Origin of the sequence: Xanthomarina sp. F2636L (genome assembly GCF_026410195.1) — a bacterium.
Classification (GTDB): domain Bacteria; phylum Bacteroidota; class Bacteroidia; order Flavobacteriales; family Flavobacteriaceae; genus Xanthomarina.
Window position 1 is genome coordinate 208,281 of the sequence record NZ_JAPMLM010000055.1, and the last position, 23,983, is coordinate 232,263.

General features: G+C 34.8%; 19 protein-coding genes. 15 read left to right on the forward strand and 4 right to left on the reverse strand.

Annotation, left to right across the window (positions count from 1 at the left end; translation table 11 throughout):
• Positions 1-76 precede the first annotated feature (76 nt).
• Both OS191_RS02050 and OS191_RS02055 read left to right on the forward strand, forming a co-directional pair.
• Positions 77-1,345 (forward strand): parallel beta-helix domain-containing protein, encoded by a 1,269-nt coding sequence (locus OS191_RS02050; RefSeq protein ID WP_267154043.1) that lies wholly within the window; start codon positions 77-79, stop codon positions 1,343-1,345.
• Positions 1,320-2,441: an SO2930 family diheme c-type cytochrome gene (locus OS191_RS02055; protein WP_267154044.1), complete on the forward strand. Its 1,122-nt coding sequence runs from the start codon at positions 1,320-1,322 to the stop codon at positions 2,439-2,441. The genes OS191_RS02050 and OS191_RS02055 overlap by 26 nt, the downstream gene beginning before the upstream one ends.
• Here the strand turns inward: OS191_RS02055 and OS191_RS02060 are convergent, their stop codons facing one another.
• Positions 2,442-3,185, reverse strand: a complete 744-nt coding sequence (locus OS191_RS02060; protein WP_267154045.1) for an arylesterase — start codon at positions 3,183-3,185, stop codon at positions 2,442-2,444.
• 27 nt (positions 3,186-3,212) lie between these two features.
• Here OS191_RS02060 and OS191_RS02065 point away from each other — a divergent pair, with 27 nt between their 5' ends.
• From OS191_RS02065 to OS191_RS02095, 7 genes are all read left to right on the forward strand, one after another.
• Positions 3,213-3,914 (forward strand): ABC transporter ATP-binding protein, encoded by a 702-nt coding sequence (locus OS191_RS02065; protein WP_267154046.1) that lies wholly within the window; start codon positions 3,213-3,215, stop codon positions 3,912-3,914.
• Positions 3,915-3,952: 38 nt separating this feature from the next.
• On the forward strand, positions 3,953-6,448 hold the full coding sequence (locus tag OS191_RS02070) for an ABC transporter permease (RefSeq protein WP_267154286.1): 2,496 nt from the start codon (positions 3,953-3,955) through the stop codon (positions 6,446-6,448).
• An 88-nt stretch (positions 6,449-6,536) separates the two neighbouring features.
• On the forward strand, positions 6,537-6,716 hold the full coding sequence (locus OS191_RS02075; protein ID WP_267154047.1) for an adenylosuccinate synthetase: 180 nt from the start codon (positions 6,537-6,539) through the stop codon (positions 6,714-6,716).
• A 197-nt stretch (positions 6,717-6,913) separates the two neighbouring features.
• Complete coding sequence (locus OS191_RS02080; RefSeq protein ID WP_267154048.1) at positions 6,914-7,384, forward strand: nucleoside deaminase; 471 nt, start codon at positions 6,914-6,916, stop codon at positions 7,382-7,384.
• Between the two features lie 78 nt (positions 7,385-7,462).
• Positions 7,463-8,875, forward strand: a complete 1,413-nt coding sequence (locus OS191_RS02085) for an FAD binding domain-containing protein (RefSeq protein WP_267154049.1) — start codon at positions 7,463-7,465, stop codon at positions 8,873-8,875.
• Positions 8,868-11,204: a xanthine dehydrogenase molybdopterin binding subunit gene (locus OS191_RS02090; protein WP_267154050.1), complete on the forward strand. Its 2,337-nt coding sequence runs from the start codon at positions 8,868-8,870 to the stop codon at positions 11,202-11,204. Before OS191_RS02085 ends, OS191_RS02090 begins: the two co-directional genes overlap by 8 nt.
• A gap of 9 nt (positions 11,205-11,213) precedes the next feature.
• Positions 11,214-11,783, forward strand: a complete 570-nt coding sequence (locus OS191_RS02095) for a GNAT family N-acetyltransferase (RefSeq protein WP_267154051.1) — start codon at positions 11,214-11,216, stop codon at positions 11,781-11,783.
• Between the two features lie 27 nt (positions 11,784-11,810).
• On the opposite strand, the gene OS191_RS02100 is transcribed toward OS191_RS02095, so the two are convergent.
• The 3 genes from OS191_RS02100 to xdhC are packed head-to-tail and all read right to left on the reverse strand — an operon-like array spanning position 11,811 to position 14,152.
• The gene (locus OS191_RS02100; protein WP_267154052.1) at positions 11,811-12,296 is read right to left on the reverse strand and encodes a nucleoside-triphosphatase; all 486 of its coding nucleotides are present in this window, start codon (positions 12,294-12,296) and stop codon (positions 11,811-11,813) included.
• Positions 12,293-13,297 (reverse strand): hypothetical protein, encoded by a 1,005-nt coding sequence (locus OS191_RS02105; protein WP_267154053.1) that lies wholly within the window; start codon positions 13,295-13,297, stop codon positions 12,293-12,295. Before OS191_RS02105 ends, OS191_RS02100 begins: the two co-directional genes overlap by 4 nt.
• A gap of 51 nt (positions 13,298-13,348) precedes the next feature.
• The gene (gene xdhC, locus OS191_RS02110) at positions 13,349-14,152 is read right to left on the reverse strand and encodes a xanthine dehydrogenase accessory protein XdhC (protein ID WP_267154054.1); all 804 of its coding nucleotides are present in this window, start codon (positions 14,150-14,152) and stop codon (positions 13,349-13,351) included.
• A gap of 218 nt (positions 14,153-14,370) precedes the next feature.
• On the opposite strand from xdhC, the gene OS191_RS02115 reads away from it, so the two are divergent.
• The 6 genes from OS191_RS02115 (at position 14,371) to OS191_RS02140 (ending at position 23,978) form a co-directional block, all read left to right on the forward strand.
• Positions 14,371-15,561, forward strand: coding sequence for a CynX/NimT family MFS transporter (locus OS191_RS02115; protein ID WP_267154055.1), 1,191 nt, complete (start codon positions 14,371-14,373; stop codon positions 15,559-15,561).
• Positions 15,562-15,797: 236 nt separating this feature from the next.
• Positions 15,798-17,951 carry a VIT and vWA domain-containing protein gene (locus OS191_RS02120; protein WP_267154056.1) on the forward strand — a complete coding sequence of 718 codons (2,154 nt, stop codon included), beginning with the start codon at positions 15,798-15,800 and terminating at the stop codon, positions 17,949-17,951.
• A 303-nt stretch (positions 17,952-18,254) separates the two neighbouring features.
• Positions 18,255-18,830, forward strand: a complete 576-nt coding sequence (locus OS191_RS02125) for a hypothetical protein (protein ID WP_267154057.1) — start codon at positions 18,255-18,257, stop codon at positions 18,828-18,830.
• Positions 18,831-18,855: 25 nt separating this feature from the next.
• On the forward strand, positions 18,856-19,764 hold the full coding sequence (locus tag OS191_RS02130; protein WP_267154058.1) for an SH3 domain-containing protein: 909 nt from the start codon (positions 18,856-18,858) through the stop codon (positions 19,762-19,764).
• A 10-nt stretch (positions 19,765-19,774) separates the two neighbouring features.
• The gene (locus tag OS191_RS02135) at positions 19,775-20,809 is read left to right on the forward strand and encodes a DUF4347 domain-containing protein (protein WP_267154059.1); all 1,035 of its coding nucleotides are present in this window, start codon (positions 19,775-19,777) and stop codon (positions 20,807-20,809) included.
• Between the two features lie 136 nt (positions 20,810-20,945).
• Positions 20,946-23,978 (forward strand): ligand-binding sensor domain-containing protein, encoded by a 3,033-nt coding sequence (locus OS191_RS02140; protein ID WP_267154060.1) that lies wholly within the window; start codon positions 20,946-20,948, stop codon positions 23,976-23,978.
• Positions 23,979-23,983 lie beyond the last annotated feature (5 nt).

Sequence of the window (23,983 nt, forward strand, 5' to 3'; positions counted from 1 at the left end):
TATTGAAATTCCGCTTTATCTGATATTTTTTCTAAATTAGGCTTTCATTTTTATTTATAGTAAATCTTAACCTATCATGAAAAAACTCCTTTACATAGTAGCTTTCCTGATTGCTGGATTAGCCATCTTATATGTCGTTATAAAAAGCGAACCAACGCCAACATATCAACCAGAAAGAAATTATATAGAAGGGCAAGAAAATGCCATTCTCTCGCAATTTTTATTAGCTAAAGACAGTACCGTTATTGAGTTGGCTGAAGGGCATTTCACCTTGAAGCAGTCGTTGTCTTTAGATGGAGTAAACCATGTGACTATTAGAGGAAAAGGGATGGGTAAAACGGTTTTAAACTTTAAAGGACAAACCAAAGGTGCAGAAGGAATACGAATTACAAATAGTAGCAATATTACAATTCAGGATTTAACTGTAGAAAATGCTAAAGGAGATAATATAAAAGTTATGGACACCGATGGAATTAGCTTTAAACATGTGGAAAGTTCCTGGACTGGAGAGGTAAGTGAAGATAATGGAGCTTATGCTTTTTATCCAGTCCTTTGCAAAAATGTCCTGATAGATAATTGCAAGGCAATTGCCTCCTCAGATGCAGGAATCTATGTTGGTCAATCGGTGGATGTGGTAATAAGTAATAACGAAGCGTTTTACAATGTGGCCGGAATAGAAAGTGAGAACTCGATAAACGTTAAGATTTTTGGTAATAAAGCTTACGAAAATACGGGAGGTATTTTGGTTTTCGATTTACCAGGTTTAACCCAATATGGATCTAATATTGAAGTGTATAACAATTTGGTTTATGAAAATAATACCAAAAATTTTGCAAAAGCAGGAGCCATTGTAGGTCAAGTACCAAGTGGAACCGGAAGTCTGGTTTTAAGTACAGAAGGTGTTTATTTTTATGACAATACCTTTAAAGATAATAAAACAGCTTCTATAGCTATTGCTAGTTACGAGTTGATTTACGAATTAGGTAAACGTGATAAAAAAGAGCAAAAAGAAGGCGAAGACGTGGTGGGTTCTGTGCAGGTTATAAATGATAAATATACATCAGACACCAACTATAATCCGTATCCAAGGAATATAAGAATTGGAAAAAATAATTTTTCTAATTCCTATTTATTTCCAACCATTAATAACGATTTTGGAAAAATTCTGATGATTAAAAAACCATTTCAAACAGTAGATGTGCTTTGGGACGGACTGGAAGATGAAGCTTCTGAATCGACTATTTGTTTTGAAAAAGGGACTGAAAGAGTATCTTTCTTCGGATTAGATGTTTTAAATGATTTTAAAAATGCGACCAGTGATGTATCGGAATATAGTTGTAAGTAGTTTACTCGTTTTTTCTTTATTTTTTAGTTGTAAGAAAAAAGAAAGCCTAGTTGAAAACAAAGCCTATATAAGTGTTTCTGGTTTGCTAACAAGTCAAGACACGCTAACTAGTTATGATGATTTAGGATTGAAAAAACTATCGGATTATCATTTTTTTAAACAGCCACTAAACCAATTAATTCCTGCCTCCAAGCAAATTGTGCCTTACGATTTAAATTCACCTTTATTTACCGATTACGCATCTAAAAAACGCTTTATAGTCTTCCCGGAAGGGACGGCTGCAAATTATGTGTCTGATGAAAGCTATTTGGATTTCCCAGAAGGAACCACCCTTATTAAAAACTTTTATTATACCAATAAGGAATTAAAAACAAGCACATCAGATATTATATTAGAAACCCGTTTATTAATTAAGAAGGCAGGCGAGTGGATAACACTGCCTTATATCTGGAACGAAGAACAAACGGAAGCCTATTTATATATTTTAGGAAAAGACATTGATTTAGTTTTAGAACCCACAACCGAGAGAACAAAACAAATAAGATTTAGTTATTCGGTGCCTAATATTAATATGTGTAAGAATTGCCATGTCAAGGACAAGGATTTAGTTCCTTTAGGTCCAACGCCAAGACAATTACATAGAGAACAAATGCTTCAAGGAACAAGTCAGAACCAGTTGGCTTATCTCATAGAGAACAACATGTTACATAATCTTCCAACACTTTCAGAGGTTGAAAAACTCCCCAATTATTCAGATGTATCAGAAAGCATAAACAACAGAGCTAGGGCTTATTTAGATGTTAATTGTGCTCATTGTCATCAAGACGGAGGTTCTGCCAAAACATCTGGCTTACATCTCATGTATCAAGAACAAGACTTATACAAATTGGGTGTTAATAAACCTCCAGTAGCTGCAGGTAAAGGATCTGGAGATTTAGCTTATGATGTGGTTGTTGGAAAACCAGAAGAATCTATTTTACTCTATAGAATGAAACATGTAGAACCCGATATTGTAATGCCTGAAATTGGTAAAAACTTGGTGCATACAGAAGGTGTAGAGCTTGTGGATGCCTGGATCCGTTCTTTAGCCAACTAGTTACTTAACTATGGGACCTAAAACTTCCCATACATTACTAGCCACTATTTGATGCCCTGCAACATTTGGATGAATCCCATCTTGTTGATTCAAAGAGGCAATACCACCAACATCTTTTAGAATAAAAGGTATAAACGCAAGCTTATTTTTTTCTGCTAAATCAGCAAACAACTCTCTAAACTCTGTAGTATAATCCTGCCCCATATTTGGTGGTAATTCCATACCAGCAAGCACAATAATGGTTTCCGGGCTTTTTTCTCGCACCACATCAATAATGGCTTGTAAGTTAGTTCGTGTTTCGGTTAAAGGCACGCCACGCAATCCATCATTAGCACCTAGTTCCAATAAAAATACCGTAGGAGCTTGTTTAATCACCCAATCAATCCTACTTTTTCCACCTGCACTCGTTTCGCCACTTACCCCAGAATTAATAACGGTATAATCTAAATTTAAGGAATCTATGGTGTGTTGCAAGATAGCAGGATAAGCATCACTGGTATCGTCTAGCCCATATCCAGCAGTAATACTATCGCCAAAACACAAAATAGTTTTACTTTTAATTTGAGGTGTTTCAGTTGTTTCTCCCTGGTTTTCAGTCGACTGAACTTCCGTGGCTTTCTCCGATTTTCCATCACCACAGGAAAAGAGAAGAATCACTAAAATAAAATAACAAAACTTTATGAGTTTGAACCCGTTTAAGATTGGTAGATATGCGCGTAATTGATTATTTTGAGCCTCGGACATGTGTCTATAATTAATTTAAAAATTTATATGTCAAAGATATTAAAGATTACTGGGTTGGAAAAGACATATACCAGTGGGAATAAAGAATTAACGGTTTTACAGGATATTTCTTTTGAAGTCGAACAAGGACAAACCTTTTCTATTGTTGGACCTTCTGGAAGTGGTAAAACCACCTTACTAGGTCTTTGTGCTGGGCTCGACCAGCCAAATGCAGGGACGGTAGAACTATGTGGTCAAGATTTAAAATCTTTAAATGAAGATCAACGAGCACAATTACGAAATAAGGAAGTCGGTTTTATTTTTCAGAATTTTCAATTACTCCCAACCTTAACAGCACTTGAAAACGTGAGTGTTCCCTTAGAACTACAAGGTGCTAAAAACGCTAGGACCAAAAGCTTAAACTTATTAGAAAAAGTGGGTCTTGCAGATCGGGTACATCATTATCCGTCTCAGCTGTCGGGTGGCGAACAACAACGTGTTGCCTTGGCTCGTGCGTTTGCAAATGAACCAACTATTTTATTTGCAGACGAACCTACAGGAAATTTAGATGATGACACTGGAGAAAAAGTAATTCGGCTGTTGTTTGAATTAAACAAAGAAAATGGTACCACCTTAGTAATTATTACGCACGACTTAGAGTTGGCCAACCGAACGCAGCAAATATTAAAGCTTAAGGGCGGAAAAATAGTTTCAAACCTTTCTACAAACCAACCTACAACAGCACTGTGAATAACATAAAAAATCTTCAAATAAGTTGGTTGTTTAAAATGGCATGGCGCGATGCCAAGGCTAGTAAAGTACGTCTGCTTTTATTTATGGCATCCATTATTCTTGGGATCGCGGCTGTGGTCTCCATTCAATTATTTAGTACCAATTTAAAGGATAATATCCAGAGTCAATCAAAAACTTTAATGGGTGCCGATTTTATTATCGATTCCAAACAGAAACCTACAGAACGGGCTCAAGCTATCATTGACTCCTTAAAACCCCGAGCAAAAGAAGTCAATTTTGTCTCTATGATTGCCTTTCCAAAAAATGGAGGCACCAAATTAGTAAAGGTGCAAGGGCTTGAAGGCGACTTTCCTTTTTACGGAAAAATAGAAACCCAGCCAAGTTTAGCTGCAGATACCTATCAAACATCTGGAGGAGCCTTAGTTGATGCTACTTTATTGCTTCAGTTTAATGTGCAACCAGGAGATTCTATAAAAATAGGAGAGATCGTGTTACCTATTGCTGGAGCTTTAAAATCCATGCCTGGGAATTCAGCTGTTTCTAGCTCCGTAGCGCCACCAGTAGTCATTCCATACGGTTTTATAGAAGCTACTAAATTGTTACAGTTTGGCAGTAGAAAAGAATATCAATATTTCTATAAAGCTTCCGATACTTTAAATTTAAAGCGACTGGAAGATAAATTAGAGACAGCACTCGATTTAGAAAATGCCGACCTAGATACGCATACCAGCACAACCAAACGTTTAGGCAGACGCTACGATAATGTAGGCAAGTTCTTGAATTTAGCAGCCTTTATTGCCTTATTACTGGGGTGTATTGGAATTGCTAGTTCGGTACATATTTATATAAAAGAAAAATTAAGGCCTATTGCTATTTTAAAATGCATGGGTGCTTCCAGACTGCAAAGTTTTTTAATTTTCTTAATTCAAATTGCAGGTATTGGTATTATTGGAGGCGCTATCGGTTCGCTTATTGGCGTCGGGTTGCAATCGGTATTTCCATATCTTTTAAAAGATTTTCTGCCTTTTACCTTAGAAATTTCTATCACAGCTCAACCAATATTAATTGGTGTTTTCCTCGGACTTTTTATGTCGGTACTCTTTGCGCTCTTACCATTGCTCCGCACTTGGTATGTATCGCCATTAGATGTGTTACGTGTGGACGAAAAAGCTTCTCAGGAGCCACAATATATTCGGTTTCTGGTATTTGGAATCATTTTAATATTCCTGTTTTTATTTTCACTCTGGTTAATTAAAGACGCACTTTACGCTTTAGCTTTTGTTCTTGGAACCATGCTAACCTTCACCATGTTGGCTCTAGTAGCTTTGGGTTTTATAAAAATTATTAAACGGGTTTTTCCAAAACATTGGAACTTTACAGCCCGACAAAGCTTACTCAACCTGTTTAGACCCAATAATCAAACAGTGGTATTGGTAGTGGCTATTGGTTTAGGAACCTTTTTAATAAGTACTTTATATTTTACAAAGGATATTTTATTAGCAAAAACAGAGGTCGGACAAACAGCTCAAAATGCAAATATAATCATCCTAGACGTCCAGCCAGAACAACGTGAAGCCGTAGTGGAAACCATCAAATCAAAAGATTTAGCTGTTTTAAATAACATTCCCTTAGTAACTATGCGAATGCAAAGTATTAATGGACGACAGGTAAATGATATACGCCAAGATAGTACACGTCAAATACGAGGTTGGCTTTTAAATCACGAATTTAGAACCACTTATAGAGATACTCTAACAGCTTCTGAAGAATTAATAGCAGGGGAGTGGCACCCCAAATTAGCACCAAACGAGCCTGTTAGTATTTCTATTTCAGATAACCTTGCTGCCGATGCCCATTTAAGTGTAGGAGATCCCGTGGTATTTAATGTGCAAGGCGTTTTAATGGAAACCACTGTTGGAAGTATTCGAAAAGTGGACTGGTCGCAAATACAACTTAATTTTACTATAGTATTCCCAAAGGGAGTGTTAGAAGAAGCACCGCAATTTAATGTATTAACTACTATGGTACCAGACGAATCGAGTTCTGCAGCACTGCAACAGGATTTAGTATCTAAATTCCCGAATGTCTCGATTATCGATTTACGACAAGTATTTACCCTTGTAGATGATATTTTAGATAAGGTGTCCTGGATTATTAACTTTATGGCATTCTTTAGCATCTTTACAGGTATTATTGTGTTGATTGGTTCTGTAAGAACCAGCAAATATCAACGGATTAAAGAGAGTGTCTTGCTAAGAACCCTTGGGGCTAAAAACAAACAGATCTTGCAAATTTCAGCTTTTGAATATCTCTTTTTAGGACTTTTAGGTTCTTTGGTTGGGTTAATATTAGCATTAATTAGTAGTTTATGTTTGGCTATATTTGTTTTTAAAGAACCTTTTATCCCTTCGGCAATTCCATTTATAATCTTTTTACCAGGAATTACCTTGTTGGTTTTGGCCATCGGTTTAACTAATATTCAAACTGTTTTACGAAGTTCGCCTTTAGAGGTTTTACGTAGAGAAGCTTAGCATAATTTGATGTGTGTTTTTTTAGAATTTATGATGCTTTCAGCTAATAATTCCGTAGATTGAGTTAATACTATTTAAATAAAAAACAATGCGTAACATATTATATTCATTAGTAATTCAAAAATCTTCCTTTACTCAAAATCCAGGTGACAGTGGTACTGTAGATTTATCAAAACCATTTGATTTAATTGTTTTCGTTATTCTGCCTATCATATTAGTGATTCTTTACTTTATTTGGAAAAGAACCAAAAAACAAGATGAAGATTAAAATTACACCTTTAAGATAAAGCTGTTTTGATTGTTTTAAAAAGTATAAAACGAGATGAATAAAAATCAAGCCATCTCATTAGGTTTTAAATGCCTATTGTAAGAAGCATGGTCTATACTAAAACTGTTCATAAATAACAGCGTTTATCATTCAAAATATTTGAAATGATTTGTATTTTTCAAAAAATAATTTTTATAATGAGTAAAAAACAATTTATGAAAGAAGCTGTAAACGCAGCTTTAAAAGGAATGACTAATAACGAAGGTGGCCCTTTTGGTTGCGTCATTGTCAAAGATGGAAAAATAGTAGGTCGTGGAAACAACAAGGTAACATCTACTAACGATCCTACAGCACATGCAGAAGTTACAGCTATTCGAGATGCTTGTAAAAATTTAGGTTCTTTCCAATTAGATGGTTGTGAAATTTATACATCCTGCGAGCCTTGCCCTATGTGTTTAGGTGCTATTTATTGGGCGAGACCAGATAAGGTATACTACGGAAGCAATCAAGTAGATGCTGCTAATATTGGCTTTGATGACGAGTTTATTTATAAAGAAATTCCGTTACCTTATGCAGAAAGAAGCATTCCTTTTGAACAATTGGCACGCGATATTGCCTTGGAGCCATTTCAGGAATGGACAAAAAAAGTGGATAAAACGGAGTATTAAATCAAAGTTGACGATGCAATTGATTTTTTAGTTGAACTATAAAAGAGCGCTATACAAAACACTTTCAAACATGAACACATGATAACCTTCATCCTAAATAATAAAACCATTAAAACACCAGAACATTCTGGAAAGACTTTATTGGATTTTATTCGTTACCAACAACGTCTTACGGGTACCAAAATTGGCTGTCGTGAAGGTGATTGTGGTGCCTGTACCGTTTTAGTGGGCACTTTAAAAGATAATGACCTTATAGAATACCAAAGCGTCACCTCCTGTATTTCGCCATTGGGAAATGCGCATGGAAAACATATTGTTACCGTTGAAGGTACCAATTTAAAAGATAAGCTTACTGAACAGCAAGAAGCCATGAATGCAAATTATGCTACCCAATGCGGATTTTGTACACCAGGTTTTGTTGTAGCGCTAACAGGTTTTGCTTTATCTAATTCAGATAAAAATTACAGTCAAGCTTTAGATGCTATTAGTGGAAACATTTGTAGATGTACAGGTTATAAATCTATTGAAAGAGCAACGCATCAAGTTGTAGAAAAATTAGAACATCAAGAGGGTCAGTCTTTTGGATGGTTAATAGATCATGGGTTTATTCCAGCATATTTTAAAAGTATACCACAGCGTTTAAAAGCTATTGAAGCAAAAGATTTAAATCAGCCTAAAGGAAAATTTGTTTCAGGTGGAACCGATTTATATGTGCAACAAGCCGATCATTTAGCAGATAATGATGTGCATTTAATTGCAGAAAAAGACTATTTAAAAGGCATCACCATCCAAGACAAAATATGTACCATTGGAACTAATGCAACCGTTTCAGACTTATGGAATCATACAGAACTAAATAACATATTACCCAATTTACGAAAACACCTAAAGTTGGTGTCTTCAGAGCAAATTAGAAACATGGCTTCTTTTGGTGGAAACCTAGTAAATGCCTCACCAATTGGAGATATGACCATTTTCTTTTTAGCTTTAAATAGTGATGTGATAATTTTAGACGAAAATAACAACGAACGAACCATTTCTCTCAAAAATTTCTATCAAGGTTACAAAACATTTGATTTAAAGGATGGTGAATTGTTAAAAGAAATTCGTTTCCAAGTGCCAACAAAAACAGCCTATTTCAATTTCGAAAAAGTCTGCAAACGCACACATTTAGATATTGCTAGCGTAAATTCAGCTATTCATATATCTATTGAAAATAATACCATATCAGAAGCCCATGTGTCCCTTGGAGGCGTTGCTGCCATTCCAAAGTACCTGCACGAAACATCCAGTTTTTTAAAAGGAAAACCATTGACTTCTGAAGTTATTTTAGAAGCCAACGAAGTGCTTCAATCAGAAATCTCGCCCATAAGTGATGTTCGAGGTACAAGCGATTATAAACGTTTGTTGGCAAGACAATTATTCTTTGCACATTTTATAGAATTTTTTCCAAAACAATTCACTTTAAACGATTTTGTTCAACATGTATAAAGATAAATCAAATAATCAGCTAGAATCTAAACTGGAAGATGTTAATACTAGTTTAAAACATAGCATCAAAAATATGGATTCTTATACCCATGTTCGTGGCGAATCACTTTATGTAGACGATGTAAATATCAGGCAAGGTACTTTTCATGCAGTGGTTTTTGATTCGCCAAAAGCACATGGAAAAATAAAAAGCATTGACTATTCTAAAGCTGAAGCATTGGAAGGTGTCGAACGTATTTTTACTTATAAAGATATTCCTGGAGAAAATGAAATTGGTGGCATCATTGCAGATGAACCCTTATTTGCAGAAGATGACGTCCATTTTTGGGGCATGCCAATTGCACTTATTGTAGCAGAAACAGAATTTATTGCGCGACAAGCAAGACAATTAATTAAAATAGACATTGACGAATTACCTGTAATCACTACAGCCAAACAAGCCAAAGCAAAAGGGAGTTTTATAAATGCACCACGTTCCTTTAGTATAGGAAATACTGAAAAAGCATTTGCCGATTGTGAATATGTTTTTGAAGGCGAAACCTTTTCAAACGGACAAGAACATCTATACATTGAAGCACAAGGTGCATATGCCGAACCATTAGAAAATGGCAATATAAAAATCACCTCCTCAACTCAAGGTCCAACAGCTGTTCAAGCAACAACAGCAAGAGTTCTAGGAGTAGCCATGCATAAAATTGAAATAGATGTCACCCGACTTGGTGGTGGATTTGGTGGGAAAGAAGACCAGGCTACACCATGGGCTGTAATGGCTGCTTTAGCAACCTTTCACTTAAACCAATCGGTTAAATTGGTCTTGAATCGTCATGATGATTTACGCATGACAGGCAAACGGCACCCTTACGAAAGTTCATATAAAATCGGACTTTCTAAAGACTTAAAAATTTTAGCTTACCAAGCTGAGTTTCTTCAAAACTCTGGTGCAGCAGCCGATTTATCACCTGCCATTGCAGAGCGAACGCTATTTCACGCGACGAATAGTTATTATGTTCCCAATGTAACCACAACAGTTTTAAGCTGTAAAACCAACTTACCACCTAACACAGCGTTTCGAGGTTTTGGTGGCCCACAAGGCATGTTTGTTATAGAATCTGCTATAGCAAAAGCGGCTCATGAAATTGGAGTGCCTTCAAGAGCCATTCAAGAAGCGAATTTGTTGGATGAAAATGACACGTTTTCCTATGGGCAAATTGCCAAACAAGTAGAAGCTAAAAACTCTTGGAATTCGGCGAAATCAGTATACCATTTGGAAACATTGGAGCAGGAGGTGGAAGCGTTTAATAGAGTTAATAAAATCTTTAAAAAAGGTATGGCCTTAATGCCAATTACCTTTGGTATTTCGTTTACCAATACACCCATGAACCATGCACGTGCTTTAGTCCATATTTATTTGGATGGCAGTGTGGGAATCAGCACAGCAGCAGTAGAAATGGGGCAAGGTGTCAATACCAAAATGATGCAAATTGCAGCTGATGTATTTTCAATTCCTATTGACAAAATTAAAATTGAAACCACAAATACTACAAGAGTAGCCAACACATCACCATCTGCTGCAAGTTCAACAGCAGATTTAAATGGAAAAGCAACACTAATGGCTTGTAATACATTAGTTGATCGACTCAAGGCAGTTGCTTCAGAAGATTTACAAGTGTCTGAAAAAGATATTATTCTAAAAAATGAATTCGTTTATATCAATGATTTAAAATCCGATTTATCGTGGACAGAACTCATCTCTAAAGCCATGTTAAAACGAGTGGCTTTAACGGAAAATGCCCATTATGCCACACCAGAAATTCATTTCGATAAAACCATAGAAAAAGGACATCCCTTTGCTTATCATGTGTACGGAACGGCTATTATAACTGCAACCGTAGATTGCATACGTGGTACTTATGAATTTGATAGCGTGAAGATGGTTCACGACTACGGAAAAAGTATGAGTGAAGGAATTGATTTAGGCCAGGTGGAAGGCGCTCTTGTTCAAGGAATAGGTTGGATGACTATGGAAGAAATTGCTTATAGTCATGAAGGGAAATTGCTTTCCAATGCGCTGTCAACCTATAAAGTTCCGGATATCTTTTCCGTGCCAAAAAATGTTGAAACCATCCCACTTGAAACCGAAGGGCATGACCAAGCAATTTTAAAATCGAAAGCCGTTGGCGAACCTCCTTTAATGTATGGAATTGGAGCTTATTTTGCACTTCAAAACGCCATAAAAGCGTTTAATCCAAATTATAACTTGAAGTTTCACGCTCCAATGACACCAGAAAAAGTATTAATGAGTTTATATGAAAAGCAAGAGCATAATTAATTCTAAATTATGGAGACTCAAATAAACGAGCGTATTTTTAAATCATTTCCCGAACTGGAAAGTGAAAGGCTTACTTATAGAGCTTACAAAACAGAAGATGCTAAAGCTTTATTAGGTATAAGAAGTCATAACCAGGTTTCAAAGTATATGGATACTGCTATTCCGAAGGATTCTGATGATACCAAAAAGAGAATTGAAGGCTACCAACATGCTTTTGCTGAAAAAAGAGGCATTACTTGGGCAATTATAGAAAAAGAAAGTAATATTCTAATTGGTGATTTTGGTATTTGGAATATTGATACCAAAAACGCAAGAGGTGAGATTGGATATATTCTACATCCCGATTTTTGGAAAAAAGGCTATATGTCTGAAGCTTTGAATACCTTAATTCATTTTGGATTTAAGGAAATAAACCTTCATAGTTTTGAAGCCAATGTTAATACAGAAAATGAAAATTCAAAAGCATTATTGCTTAAATTTGGATTTAAATTGGAAGCCTATTTTAGAGAGAGCTTCTATTATGATGGTCAATTTTTAGACAGCGAGATTTATTGCTTAATAAAGTCTGATTTAAAATAAGTAAATTTTGGCTACGTTGTTTTAGAATCAGCAAAAGGAATTTAAATCTTCTTTCGTCAAAATAGTATATTCAGAAATGGAATATTTTTTTAAAACAGGTTCGATTAATGATTCTCTAATCACAAGAATGAGATGTTTTTGTTGGTTACATTCATAATCAGGAATCAATTTTTCAGCAGAAACATGAAAACCTTCGTTTCTCAATTCTAATTTCCCTAGTTCATCAATAATAATGTATTTACTTTCCTTTTTTGAAGTTTTTGAAATCAAATAATCATTAGCTTCATCAAAAGCTGACTTTAAAAATCGAAAGTTCCCTATTTCAATAATGTCTTTATTTTCAAATTCAGTTTCAAGCTCATATTCAATTTTAGATTTAACCTGCAAAAAATATCGCTTGCCTTTGTCGTCATCAGGACATAACAAACCATCGACATCTTTCCTGTTGGCTATCCATTTTTGTAAGGCTGTCGTTTTTCCAGACCGAATAGCGCCAGTTAATATGTAAATCATTTTGAAGCTATTTTAAAATGGATACAATTAGAGATGCTATTCGCCATAAAATATTTAAAGCGTGTATAGCCTTTTAAATGGTTGGTTTCTTTCCAGGTATATATCATTATTTGTCTGAAATACGGAAATAAATCCATGGCATTAGATATATCTTCTTGGTATTTAGATTCTTTATTACGAAGATGTTGTTGGATTAATTTTAAAACTAAAGGCCCCAAAAACACATACCAAAGCATTAACACAAAAAAACTACGTAGAATAATATAAAGTGCTTTTTTCCACCCAAACAACGCGCCACCAAAAATTGAAAATGCTAAAATAATGACTGCAATCGTAATCAGCCAAACCCAAAGTATTCTGGATTTAGATTTGATTTTTAAATTTTTAGTATGGGCACCAGCATGAGGTTCTAAATAAAAATCTATGTTGGGTTTGATTGAGATAATATCAATCATACGTTTTATAAATAGTCCAGCCAATAAGCCACATATGCCATATATAAATAGATAAAGTCCTATTAGAATAGAAGTAGTGGATGTTTCAGTAATAAGATTCATTTTATTTTGAATCCAAGCTCCATAGATGTTGATGGCTTCCCAAAATTCAGTGCCATAGATAATGGTTAACGTTAATAATTTTTGAAGCGCAGATTGCAAGAAAGTTACCATTCCTAAAACAATTAAGGTAAAACCATTCCATGAGAAATTAGTAAATAAAAATGCTGCCAACACAGCTTGAAAACTCACCGAAATATAGGCTGTAAAAGGAGAGTAGGGACTAACAGCCATTTTAATAATCAACACAATGGCCAATGCTTTTAAAATAGATTGCCATTTATTTTCGGCATAAAATGCAATCAGACTAATGAGTAAAATAGCGATTCCTCCAACGATTAATCCCGTGAATGGCGAATTAAACACATGTAAAAAACCCCCTAAACCAGATTCGTTTAAGGCCCAAAGTGCTGTGAGTTTATCTATTATGGATTTATTGTTTTTCATACTAATTCCCGTGAAAACGGGAATCTCTATATAATTTATTCAACAGTACTTTCAAAAGCTTGACGTCTTGCTTCTCAAATTGCTTTCAGACTGATAATGCACCTGAAGCAGTTGAGCAACAACACTTATGGCTATTTCTTTAGGCGTATCACCACCAATATCTAATCCAATTGGGCAAACCACATGTGTCATCCCTTCTGGAATACCCATGTCTTTTACAAGCATATTATGAAAGCGTACTTTCTTGGTTTTACTTCCTATTAATCCTAAAAATTTGGTGTCTCTTTTTAAGGCCATGGTAATAATATCGAAGTCAATGGCGTGATTATGTGTCAACACCAAAACATAGCAATTTGTTCCCCATGTTACAGCTTCCGTGAAGGTTTTAAAATCGTTTTCAGTGACTTGTTTGGTAGTAATCCTGGAGTCTAAATCCAAATTATTAAACCAATCATCTCGCGAGTCTATTAGTATTACTTTAAAAGGTGTATCAATTAATAAGTTAACAATTTCAACTCCAATATGCCCTGCGCCAAATAGGAATAATTCTGGATTCTGATTCATAGGTTCTATCATAAATTCAACTTTTCCGCCACAGCATTGTTCAAATTCGGGTCCCAATATATAACTGGATTCTATAATTTTGTTGTCGCGCAATGAATTCATCGCTTCTTTGGTGGCTTGAAACTCTAGTTTGCCACCACCAATGGTTCCATATAGTTTTTCATCTTTCGTAATAAGCATCCGTGAACCTACCACACAAGGGGTTGATCCTAAACATCTTGTTACTGTAACAAGCGCAACAGCTTGTTGATTTCTTTTAAATTCCGATAAGAGTTCAATCCAATTCGTCATAGTTCATAAAAAGAGACTTTAAAAGTAAGGTTTTTTAGGCTAAATTCTATATTTAAAGCGAAGAGCTCGCCTAAATAACTCTCAAAAACATTAAGCAATCTAAGGTGTCCCGTTTCATAACAATAAACTACTTTTGCTTTTTGTATTAGGCAGCTAATTTTTTGAGACGAAACTTCATATTTTGCTAGTAGGAGGTTTAGTTGCTGTAATTAAAATCTATGGAAAACCAAGAAATAAACGGATTAAATAAAACCTCACGAATATTATTACTCGTTGGGATTTTATTTATTGCGGTAAATTTAAGACCAGCACTTTCGAGTATTGGCCCCTTAATCGATATGATACGTGAGGATGTTGGCCTTTCCGATACTTTATTAGGATTATTAACAACACTACCACTTATTGCATTTGGAATCGTTTCTACAATAACACCTTTATTTACTAAGCGTTTTGGAATAGGAAATACACTATTAGGATCTTTAATACTTCTGGCTTTAGGAATTATAATCCGTTCTGTTGGAAGTGTTTTTGAATTGTATTTAGGTACTGTATTTTTAGGAATAGCCATTGCCTTTGGAAACGTATTAATTCCAGCCTTAATAAAAAGAAATTTTCCTCATAAAGCGGGTTTAGTTACCAGTTTATATTCTGGAATCATGTCTTTAGGTGCTGCTTTTGCTGCAGGATTGTCTGTACCTTTAGCAATGGATCTTAATTTAGGTTGGCGTGGATCTTTAGGCATTTGGGCAGTCTTAGCTGTTCTGGCTGTTATAATCTGGATTCCAAACTTAAAACGTATTAATCGCACGGTTCCAAATAGAAGTTTTAGTGAAGCCATTAAAAAACTGAGTGGTTCCAAGTTGGTTTGGAAATTAGCTCTATACATGGGACTTCAATCCTTCGCCTTTTATGTAGTTTTAGCCTGGTTACCTGCCATACTAATGGATCGTGGTTATGATGCTTCTTATGCAGGATGGATGCTCTCCTTATCGCAGGCCACAGGAATTATTGGTGCTATTTTTATTCCTATTTGGGCAGGTTCCCGAAAAGATCAGCGCTTGGTTATTGTTTCATTGGTTGTGGTTGAAGTGATAGCGTTTATAGGCTTACTGTTTCCAGAAATGAGCTTAACAGAACTCTGGGTGGGACTTATTGGATTGGTTTTAGGAGGAACCTTTGCATTAGCATTATTACTAATTGTCTTACGATCAGATGATGCAGAAACAGCTGCCGAATTATCTGGCATTGTACAATCCATTGGTTATTTTATAGCAGCAACAGGTCCATTTATTGTGGGGCTTATTTATGACCTAACAGATATATGGAGTTATGCTTTAATACTACTGATATTCGTTACAATCATTAAATTAATTATGGGAATTGGTGTTGGAAAAGATATAAAAGTTTAAGTATAATAGGTATTTAATCCACTTAAGCAATAACTTAGATTAAATATATAGTTTCGAAAAATCCAACATACCAATTGCTGCTTTGGCTCACCATATACCACTGTTTTTTCCTTCAAATAACATAATCAGGTAACGAATTCTACTTGGATCCTTACGAATTCTAAAACCTGTCTAATATAGCATGGCATCTCTTTTAGATTTGATGTATCAATAACAACAATCTAAAAATTAAAACCATGAAATATCTAGCAATACTCTTACTTTTTTGTTCCATCTCCGTAGGCTTTGCTCAAAAAAGTGATAGCCCTTATTTGTCTGTATCTACCAAAGATGCTGTTATTCCTTTAAAATCATCTCAAACTGAAGTAGAGATTTCTGGAACCATTGCACACGTAAAGCTGACTCAAGTCTACCAAAACAAAGGGAATGTGCCTTTAGAAGCTACATATGTTTTTCCACTTTCTACGCAAGCTGCAGTGCATGACATGCAGATGAAAATTGGCGAACGTATTATAAATGCTAAAATATTCGAAAAACAAGAAGCTAAAAAAGTATATGAAACAGCTGTGAAAAAAGGCCAGCGAGCAGCAAAGCTAGACCAACATAGACCTAATGTGTTTCAAATGAATGTTGGGAATATTATGGCTGGTGATCAAATTACCATTACTATCTATTATACGGAACTATTAGTACCTCTAAATGGTACTTATCAGTTTGTTGCTCCAGCAGTAGTAGGACCCAGATTTACAGGAGAAAGTGAACAAATTGAAAAGGCTTTTAATATGCCATATACCTTAAAAGGAGAGGCAGAAACGTTTGAATACGATATAAAAGTATCGCTTCAAGCTGGTATGATTATACAAAATATAAATAGCACAAGTCATCAAGTAAATATTAAGTATACGAACACAAAAACAGCCGACATATTTTTATCAAAAAGCAATATAAACCCTGGGAATAGGGATTTTATTTTAAACTATAATCTAAGAGGGAATAGCATCCAATCGGGCTTGTTATTATATGAACATGAAGGGGAGAATTTCTTTGCTCTTCAAATGGAACCTACTAAAAACATCCATTCTAAAGATATCCCATCAAGAGAATACCTTTTTATTGTGGATGTATCAGGCTCTATGAATGGCTATCCCTTGACAGTTTCAAAAGAACTCATGCGAAATTTACTTTGCGATCTTAGAGCTACAGATACCTTTAACGTCCTATTATTTGCTTCTAGCTCTACAGTTTTTAGTACAAGCTCTGTTGAAACAAACGAACAAAACATAGAAGCCGCCATCCGCTTTCTATCAGAAGGACAAGGTGGAGGTGGAACAGAATTACTCAGCGCTTTAAAAGAGGGGTATAAGTTACCAAGAAAAGACTTAAGTAGTTCACGTTCTATGGTTGTAATAACCGATGGATATGTAAATGTGGAAAAGGAAGCATTCGATCTTATTAAAAACAATCTAGACCAAGCAAATGTCTTCACTTTTGGTATAGGTTCTAGTGTTAACCGATACTTAATTGAAGGAATGGCAAAGGTCTCTAATAGCGAATCTTTTATTGCAACCTCAAAAACGGAAGCTTTAGAAGTAGCAAAAGCATTTAAAAATTATATAGAAACACCTTTATTAACTCAGGTAAAGCTTAAAACAAAAAGTTTTGAAATCTATGATATGGCTCCAAGTACTATTCCTGATGTATTTGCAAGGAGACCAGTGCTTGTTTATGGAAAATACCACGGCAAACCAGAAGGACGTATTGTAATTACTGGCTACCAGGGCAAAAAAAAATTCAAACAAGAATTTAAGGTGTCTGCTAGCAACCTGAGTTCTAAAAACAAAGCCTTACGCTATTTATGGGCTAGAAAAAAAATAGAGCAACTAGACGATTATAATAGGTTGTTTTACAGCAATGTCAAAGACAGTGTTATTGCTTTAGGTTTAAAGTACAATCTGGTCACCAATTATACCTCTTTTGTTGCTGTAGATGAAACCATTGTTAATAAAGATGGGGTATTAAAAACGGTGAAACAAGCTCTTCCAATGCCTAATAACGTTAGTAATATGGCGGTTGGAGCAGAAGCAGAGGTCTCTAAAAAAACAACATTTAAGAAGTCTTTTACGATAACTATAAATGAAAATATATTGAAAACCAATCAAAGAAAAATAAAGATGGAATTTAATGCAAGATACGCAACCTTAGTTACCAAATACTTAAAACAATATGTAAGCCTGCGTATTAAATGTAATACAGCAGGTGAAATTACAAGAGTTGAAACTTTAGAAAATGGAATCTGGGTGAATGACTTAGATATTCTTAAAGAGTTTACAGGACTCTCAGTAAAACCCTTCCATATAAATAAAAGTATCACTTTAACTTTAAATAGATAGCCTTAAAAGCATTATAATCATGATCTTAGAGAAAAACCATCAATAGTTATATTATGTTGTTTAGTGAGTGGGTCTCTCAAAATGTTGAGAGTAGAAAACTTGTGAGATTTAAAATTCTTACAGGTTTTTCTTTTATGAATAAATCAAAAAAATTAACCAAAAGCAACAACATAAAAATAACTAAAAACAACATTCTTCTACGAATACTAATTAATAGTCAACGAATACTAAAAGCGTCCAGATAACACATGAATTCTCTCGTAATTTTGAGGTATAGAATTATATCAACCTAAATAATACATCATGAAAAATATAATCACTTTTTTAATCGTAGCAATCAGTTTTCAGTTTGCACACGCACAAGAGTTTATTGCAACCAATAAATATACAGTTGCAAATAGAATAGATACCAAACAGGAAGCTTATGCTTCAGTTGGTTTCGATATTGTAGCCACAGAAGACCCTTCTTTAAAAATAGCAAGCTTAAACATTCTCGATCTGGATTTTTTTGAAGACGTTACGATTAGTTTATTAAAAGACCCAAACCTTGATAATATTAATGAAATTATAAAAGTAGACATCAATTATAGCACCTGTTGCAACCTAGCAGAAACGCACTATTTCATGGTAACTTATTCTAACCAATCTATTTCCTTACCAGCTGTAGAAAACATTTATTGTGAGAATACAGAATCTGAAATACAATACATATTTCCTGTACAAGCACTTGGTAAAGAAGCCATCATCTTAAAAACAGAAGTCAGCTTTACAGAAACTCATACCATGAAAGGCCTTAAAATTCTACAACGTTTTGCGTGGAATGACAATGACTTTAATCACAACGAATCAATAGCCTATACAGGTATTGACAATAATTAATTAGTAATCTTTAAATTTAATCAAAATGAAAAATGTAAAAAGCAGTATCCTAGGTTTATGCCTAGTAGCCATGTCCACCATGTTTGGACAAACAACACCACAAGTAAATTTCGCAACAGCAATACCGAGTTCTGGCATAGACAAAGTCTCGTACCAATACTTGCTTGCAAACGATGTGTACTTAAGACAAACCCCTTCTTTAAAAGGGAAAACAGTCGCATTATTACCTATTGGAACCAAATTAGTCATTCAAGAAAAAAGTAAAAATGAAGACAGTATGAATGGGATAAAAAGCCATTGGTATCGCGTAAGTATTGGTCAGGATTCTGGTTGGATTTGGGGTGGATTAATTGCTCAAAAAACCTTTGGCAGTGAAGCAAGTCACAATATCAAGTTCGCCTATGGTTTTGAAAGCGCTACAATAAATGATGAGGGGGTTTTAGAACAAAAACATCAACTAAGAGCCTTCAAAAACGGAGTTCAAATAGATAAAATTGTGTTTAACGGACATCAAGCCATGGCTTTAAAAATGAAAAATATAGGTAACAAAGGTCTGTTTAATGTGGAAGATATCATTGCTCTGGATATTCCAGGAGCAAATGGAGAGGGTGTTAAAGGAAAAATGTACATTTTTTGGAACAATGGAAAATTTACAAATGTCGCTAGTTTAGTAAATCACTCAGATGCGTCTTATACAAAAACCGAGTCCTTTATTTTTCCTTCAGATATGGAAGGCGTAAAAAGCAGACTGGTTTTAGAAACCTTTATTACCGATCATTATACCACAACCCAAAACGAGTGTCCTCAAGACAATAAAAGACTAATTATTAGCCATTACAAATGGAATGGATACAAATTAGTGAAAATGGAAGATACTCCGAAAATCACCGGAAACATAGTGTCTGCTGATAATAAGATCACGAATAACTTCTAAAAAAGAATTAATGAAACCATATCCTTTTTTAATCTTATTAATTCTAATCTTAGGTTGCAAGAAGCCGTTTTCGCAAACCCCGGAAACGGCACTTGCTATCCCTATAGCATTTTCAATGTCTGAAAAATCAATTGTGTTTATTGCCGGCTATGATGAAGGTGATAATAGCTATTACACCCAAGCTAAAAACTATTTTAAAGCACAAAACATTCAGGTAATAGACAACTTGTTTTCCATGGCTGAAATTATTGACTTTCTAAATAAAGACACTAGGAAAACATATGATAAGATTCATATTGTAAGTCATAGCAATCCTTGGATGGGTATATCTTTAAAAACCACAAAAAACGGCGAACGTTTAACCGTAGAAAGCTTGTCTAAAGCTAAAAATAACATGCCCACTTTGAATCATGCGATGAATAATGCCTCCCAAATAATCTTTCATTCTTGTGGTATAGGTGAGAATAAAGATTTGTTACTCGCATTGAAACAACTTTTTATAACCGAAGAATCCACACAAACTCCACAAATAATAGCCTCTTCCTATTTTAATGTCTTTGGAGGTAAATATGCCGGACATTATTTAGCGAAACCTTATTATGGTTATTATCCAACGGCCGAATCTCCTGGACCAACAGCTCTGTCTAAAGATTTTAAAGCCAGTTATCCCAACACAAATATAGATTGGTTTACAGCTTTAAAAACAAGAAAAGAAACAACTTTAGGCAACGTGTATAGTTATAAATTTAATATTCCAGTCGAATGGGAGTTTACATTCGATGATAAAGCAGATATTCCTGAGTTTACAGACAGAGAAGCTATTATGGATTGGGTTTCAGAATCTCCAGAAATGGCATCCATCTTATATAAACTAAATATTCCCTTAGAAAAATACCGTTGGAAGAGCGACATCCGTGGCAACAAACTCATTATTAAAGGAAAAACAACAGTGCTTTGCGTTTTGGAACCAATTTTGCAGAAAAATGATACAACAGAATATAAAAGTCCAATAGTTAGTGACACGAGTTTATATCAGATATTATAAATGAAAGCCATAAAACTATTAGCTCTGTTTGTATATATTTGTTACTAAGAGCTGTTATTTGTATTCCTAACAAAATACAAGGCTTAGTTATAATGATTATGACATCATTTAAATTTGAAGTAAAACCAAACCCCATTTGAAAAATCACCCAATATACTCTCTTTTAATTCTGCTTTTTTTAAGCCCGTTTCTGAGTGCGCAAAACAGTCAATTAAGGTCGTATGCTATAGAAGATGGTTTACCTCAATCTCAGGTATATGATATCATCCAGGACAATATCGGTTATTTATGGTTAGGGACTCAAGGTGGTGGACTCTGTAGATTTAATGGTACAGGTTTTTCTGTTTGGAACGAAAATGATGGCCTACTTTCCAATTATATTCATGCCTTATATACCAGTAGTGATAGTCTATATATTGGAACCAACCTCGGTTTGTCCATCAAAACAAAAAATAAATTTTCTAATATTGAATGTCCGCAAGTCAACCTATTTTATAAATCACTAAACACACTTTATCTGGGAACAAAACAAGGATTGTATAGCTATTCAAGTTCAGATAAACTAAAAAGATTAAGCCTGCACCCAGACATAGATTCTAGCATAGTAAATGGGCTTGTTTTTGATGGCTCTCATTATTGGATAGCTACTAATACAGGCTTATGGAAAGCAAATAGACTAGAGGGAACAGTACAGGAAATAGAGAAAATAGAAACAAATAACTTTAGATCCATTGTTTATAGTCACCATAAAATTTTTGCTGCTACTTATAGAGATGGTATTTTAATACTAGATACAAAACAAAAAGAAGCACCTATTTTATTAAGAGAACCTCTTGGTGTTAATGCTATGACTCTTCATAATAAAAATGAAATCTGGGTGGCAACCGATAATGATGGCATCACCATTATTGATGCTGAAAATTATTCCGAAAAAAGAAATATTGATAAAGAATCAGGACTTTCGGTGTCTCATATCAGAAAAACCTTTTCAGACAGACAATCAAATATTTGGATAGCGACTTCAGGTGGTGGTTTCTATAAATATTTTCAAAACAATTTTCATCATATCGATGCCTCCTCAGGATTAAAGGGCAATCGTATTTATGCGGTACATCATGTAAATAATAGTATTTGGATCTCTAATTCCGAAGCAGGTTTAACAAAAATAGATTCTTTAGGCATTCACGATATTCCTAAAATTAAAGGCTTTTCAAACGTCAAAATTAAAACGATTACAAGTGACGATCAAGGCAATATTTGGGCAGGATCAGATGGGCTAGGGGTACTTTTAAGAACTACCAAAACAGTAGATAGTTTGGTGCTTGATAATACCGATTCTCTAAACATTAATACAAAAGTGTTTCCGAAAACGGTCATTAAAAATCAGGTGCTAAATTCAGAAAACGGTTTCCCTTTCGATTGGATTAGAAAACTTGTAAAAGGAAAAAACACCATGTGGGCAGCAACCTATTCCAGTGGTTTGGTTCAGTTCCATTATAACGCAGATAAAGATAGTGTCGTGATTCAAGAAGTATATGGCAAAAAATCTGGCATCACAGATTTATACATAAACGATCTTGCATTAGACTCTCAAAACAGATTATGGTATGCCACACAATCGGGACACTTAGGCTATCTTAAAAACGGAAAACACAGCAGCTTAGGAGCTGTTTTAAATCAGAAAACAGCCATAAGAACGCTCTTGTTTCATCAAGATAAATTGTTTCTGGGAACAGCAGGAAAAGGGATCTGGGTGTCAAAAATAGATGAGAATTCTCCCAGTTTCAAACCCTTGAAAGGGACGAAAAAAATGGCTTCAGAAAACATATATCAACTTATTTTCGATAATCAAGGCTATTTGTGGGCAGGTACAGAACGTGGGGTAGATAAAATACAATTAGATCAAGACAATAACATAGAAGACATCTATCATTTTGGAAGAAATGATGGCTTTCTCGGGATAGAAACCTGTTTAAATGCCGTAGATAAAGACCATAAAGGTCATCTCTGGTTTGGTGCCCTGTATGGCTTAACAGAATACATTCCAAGTGTAGGTAGCAAAAATACTATAAAGCCTGAGATTTATTTTAAAGATGTGCAAGTAGCTTATAAAAGTGTCGATTCTTTGAATCTAAAAGCCTGGACCAATACAAATAAAGTCTTAAAGTTAAACCCTACCCAAACACAATTAAGTTTTGCCTATGGAAGTGTGGACATCGATCATCCCCATCAAATAGAGTACCGGTCTAAATTAAATAATAACGCCTGGAGTCCTTGGTCTAAAGAAAACAAACAAAACTTTGCAGATCTGGCTTATGGTGCGCATCAGTTTTCAGCTCAATCCAGAAACTATAGATGGGAAGAAAGCAGCCCCATAACCTTCAACTTTTTTATAGATAGTCCGCTCTACAAAAAAGCAGCATTTCAATGGACAGTTATAGGATTAGCATTGGTGCTTTTATTAATTTTAGGTTGGTGGTATCTTAGAAAAATCAGGTTAAAAAACAAAGCAGAAAAAGCCCAGTTACAAATGCAAAATCATCTGTTAACTCTGGAACATAAAGCGCTTCAATTGCAAATGAATCCGCATTTTATCTTTAATGTGTTGAATGGAATCAAAGGCATGGCCATAAACAAACCAGATAAGATGAACGTCACCATCAATAGCTTTGCAACCTTGCTTAGAGAAACCCTTAATAACTCCAGAAAAGACCAGATTACTTTAGCACAGGAAATAAAAACATTAGAACAATATATTAGGGTAGAACAGTTAATGGCTGCCAAACCGTTTAACTTTTCAATTAACTCTAACTGCCAATTAGATCCGGAAGAAATACTGGTACCACCCATGCTTTTGCAACCCTTTGTGGAAAATGCCATTAGACATGGTATTTTAAAAGGCAACAAAGAAGGAGAGCTTCAAATTGAATTTAACACGACTGAACACTATTTACATTGCATAGTAATAGATAATGGGATTGGTATATTTAAATCGCAACAAATAAAAGAAAAAACAGACCACCAATCCATGGCGCTTACCGTTACAAAAGAACGTTTAGCATCTATTTCTGGAGAAAATGCACTGCAGATTACAGAAATAAAAAATGCAGATGGCAGGGTTGCTGGCACAAAAATTAGCTTTAAAATTCCTTTAATAACAGATTATTAGAAACT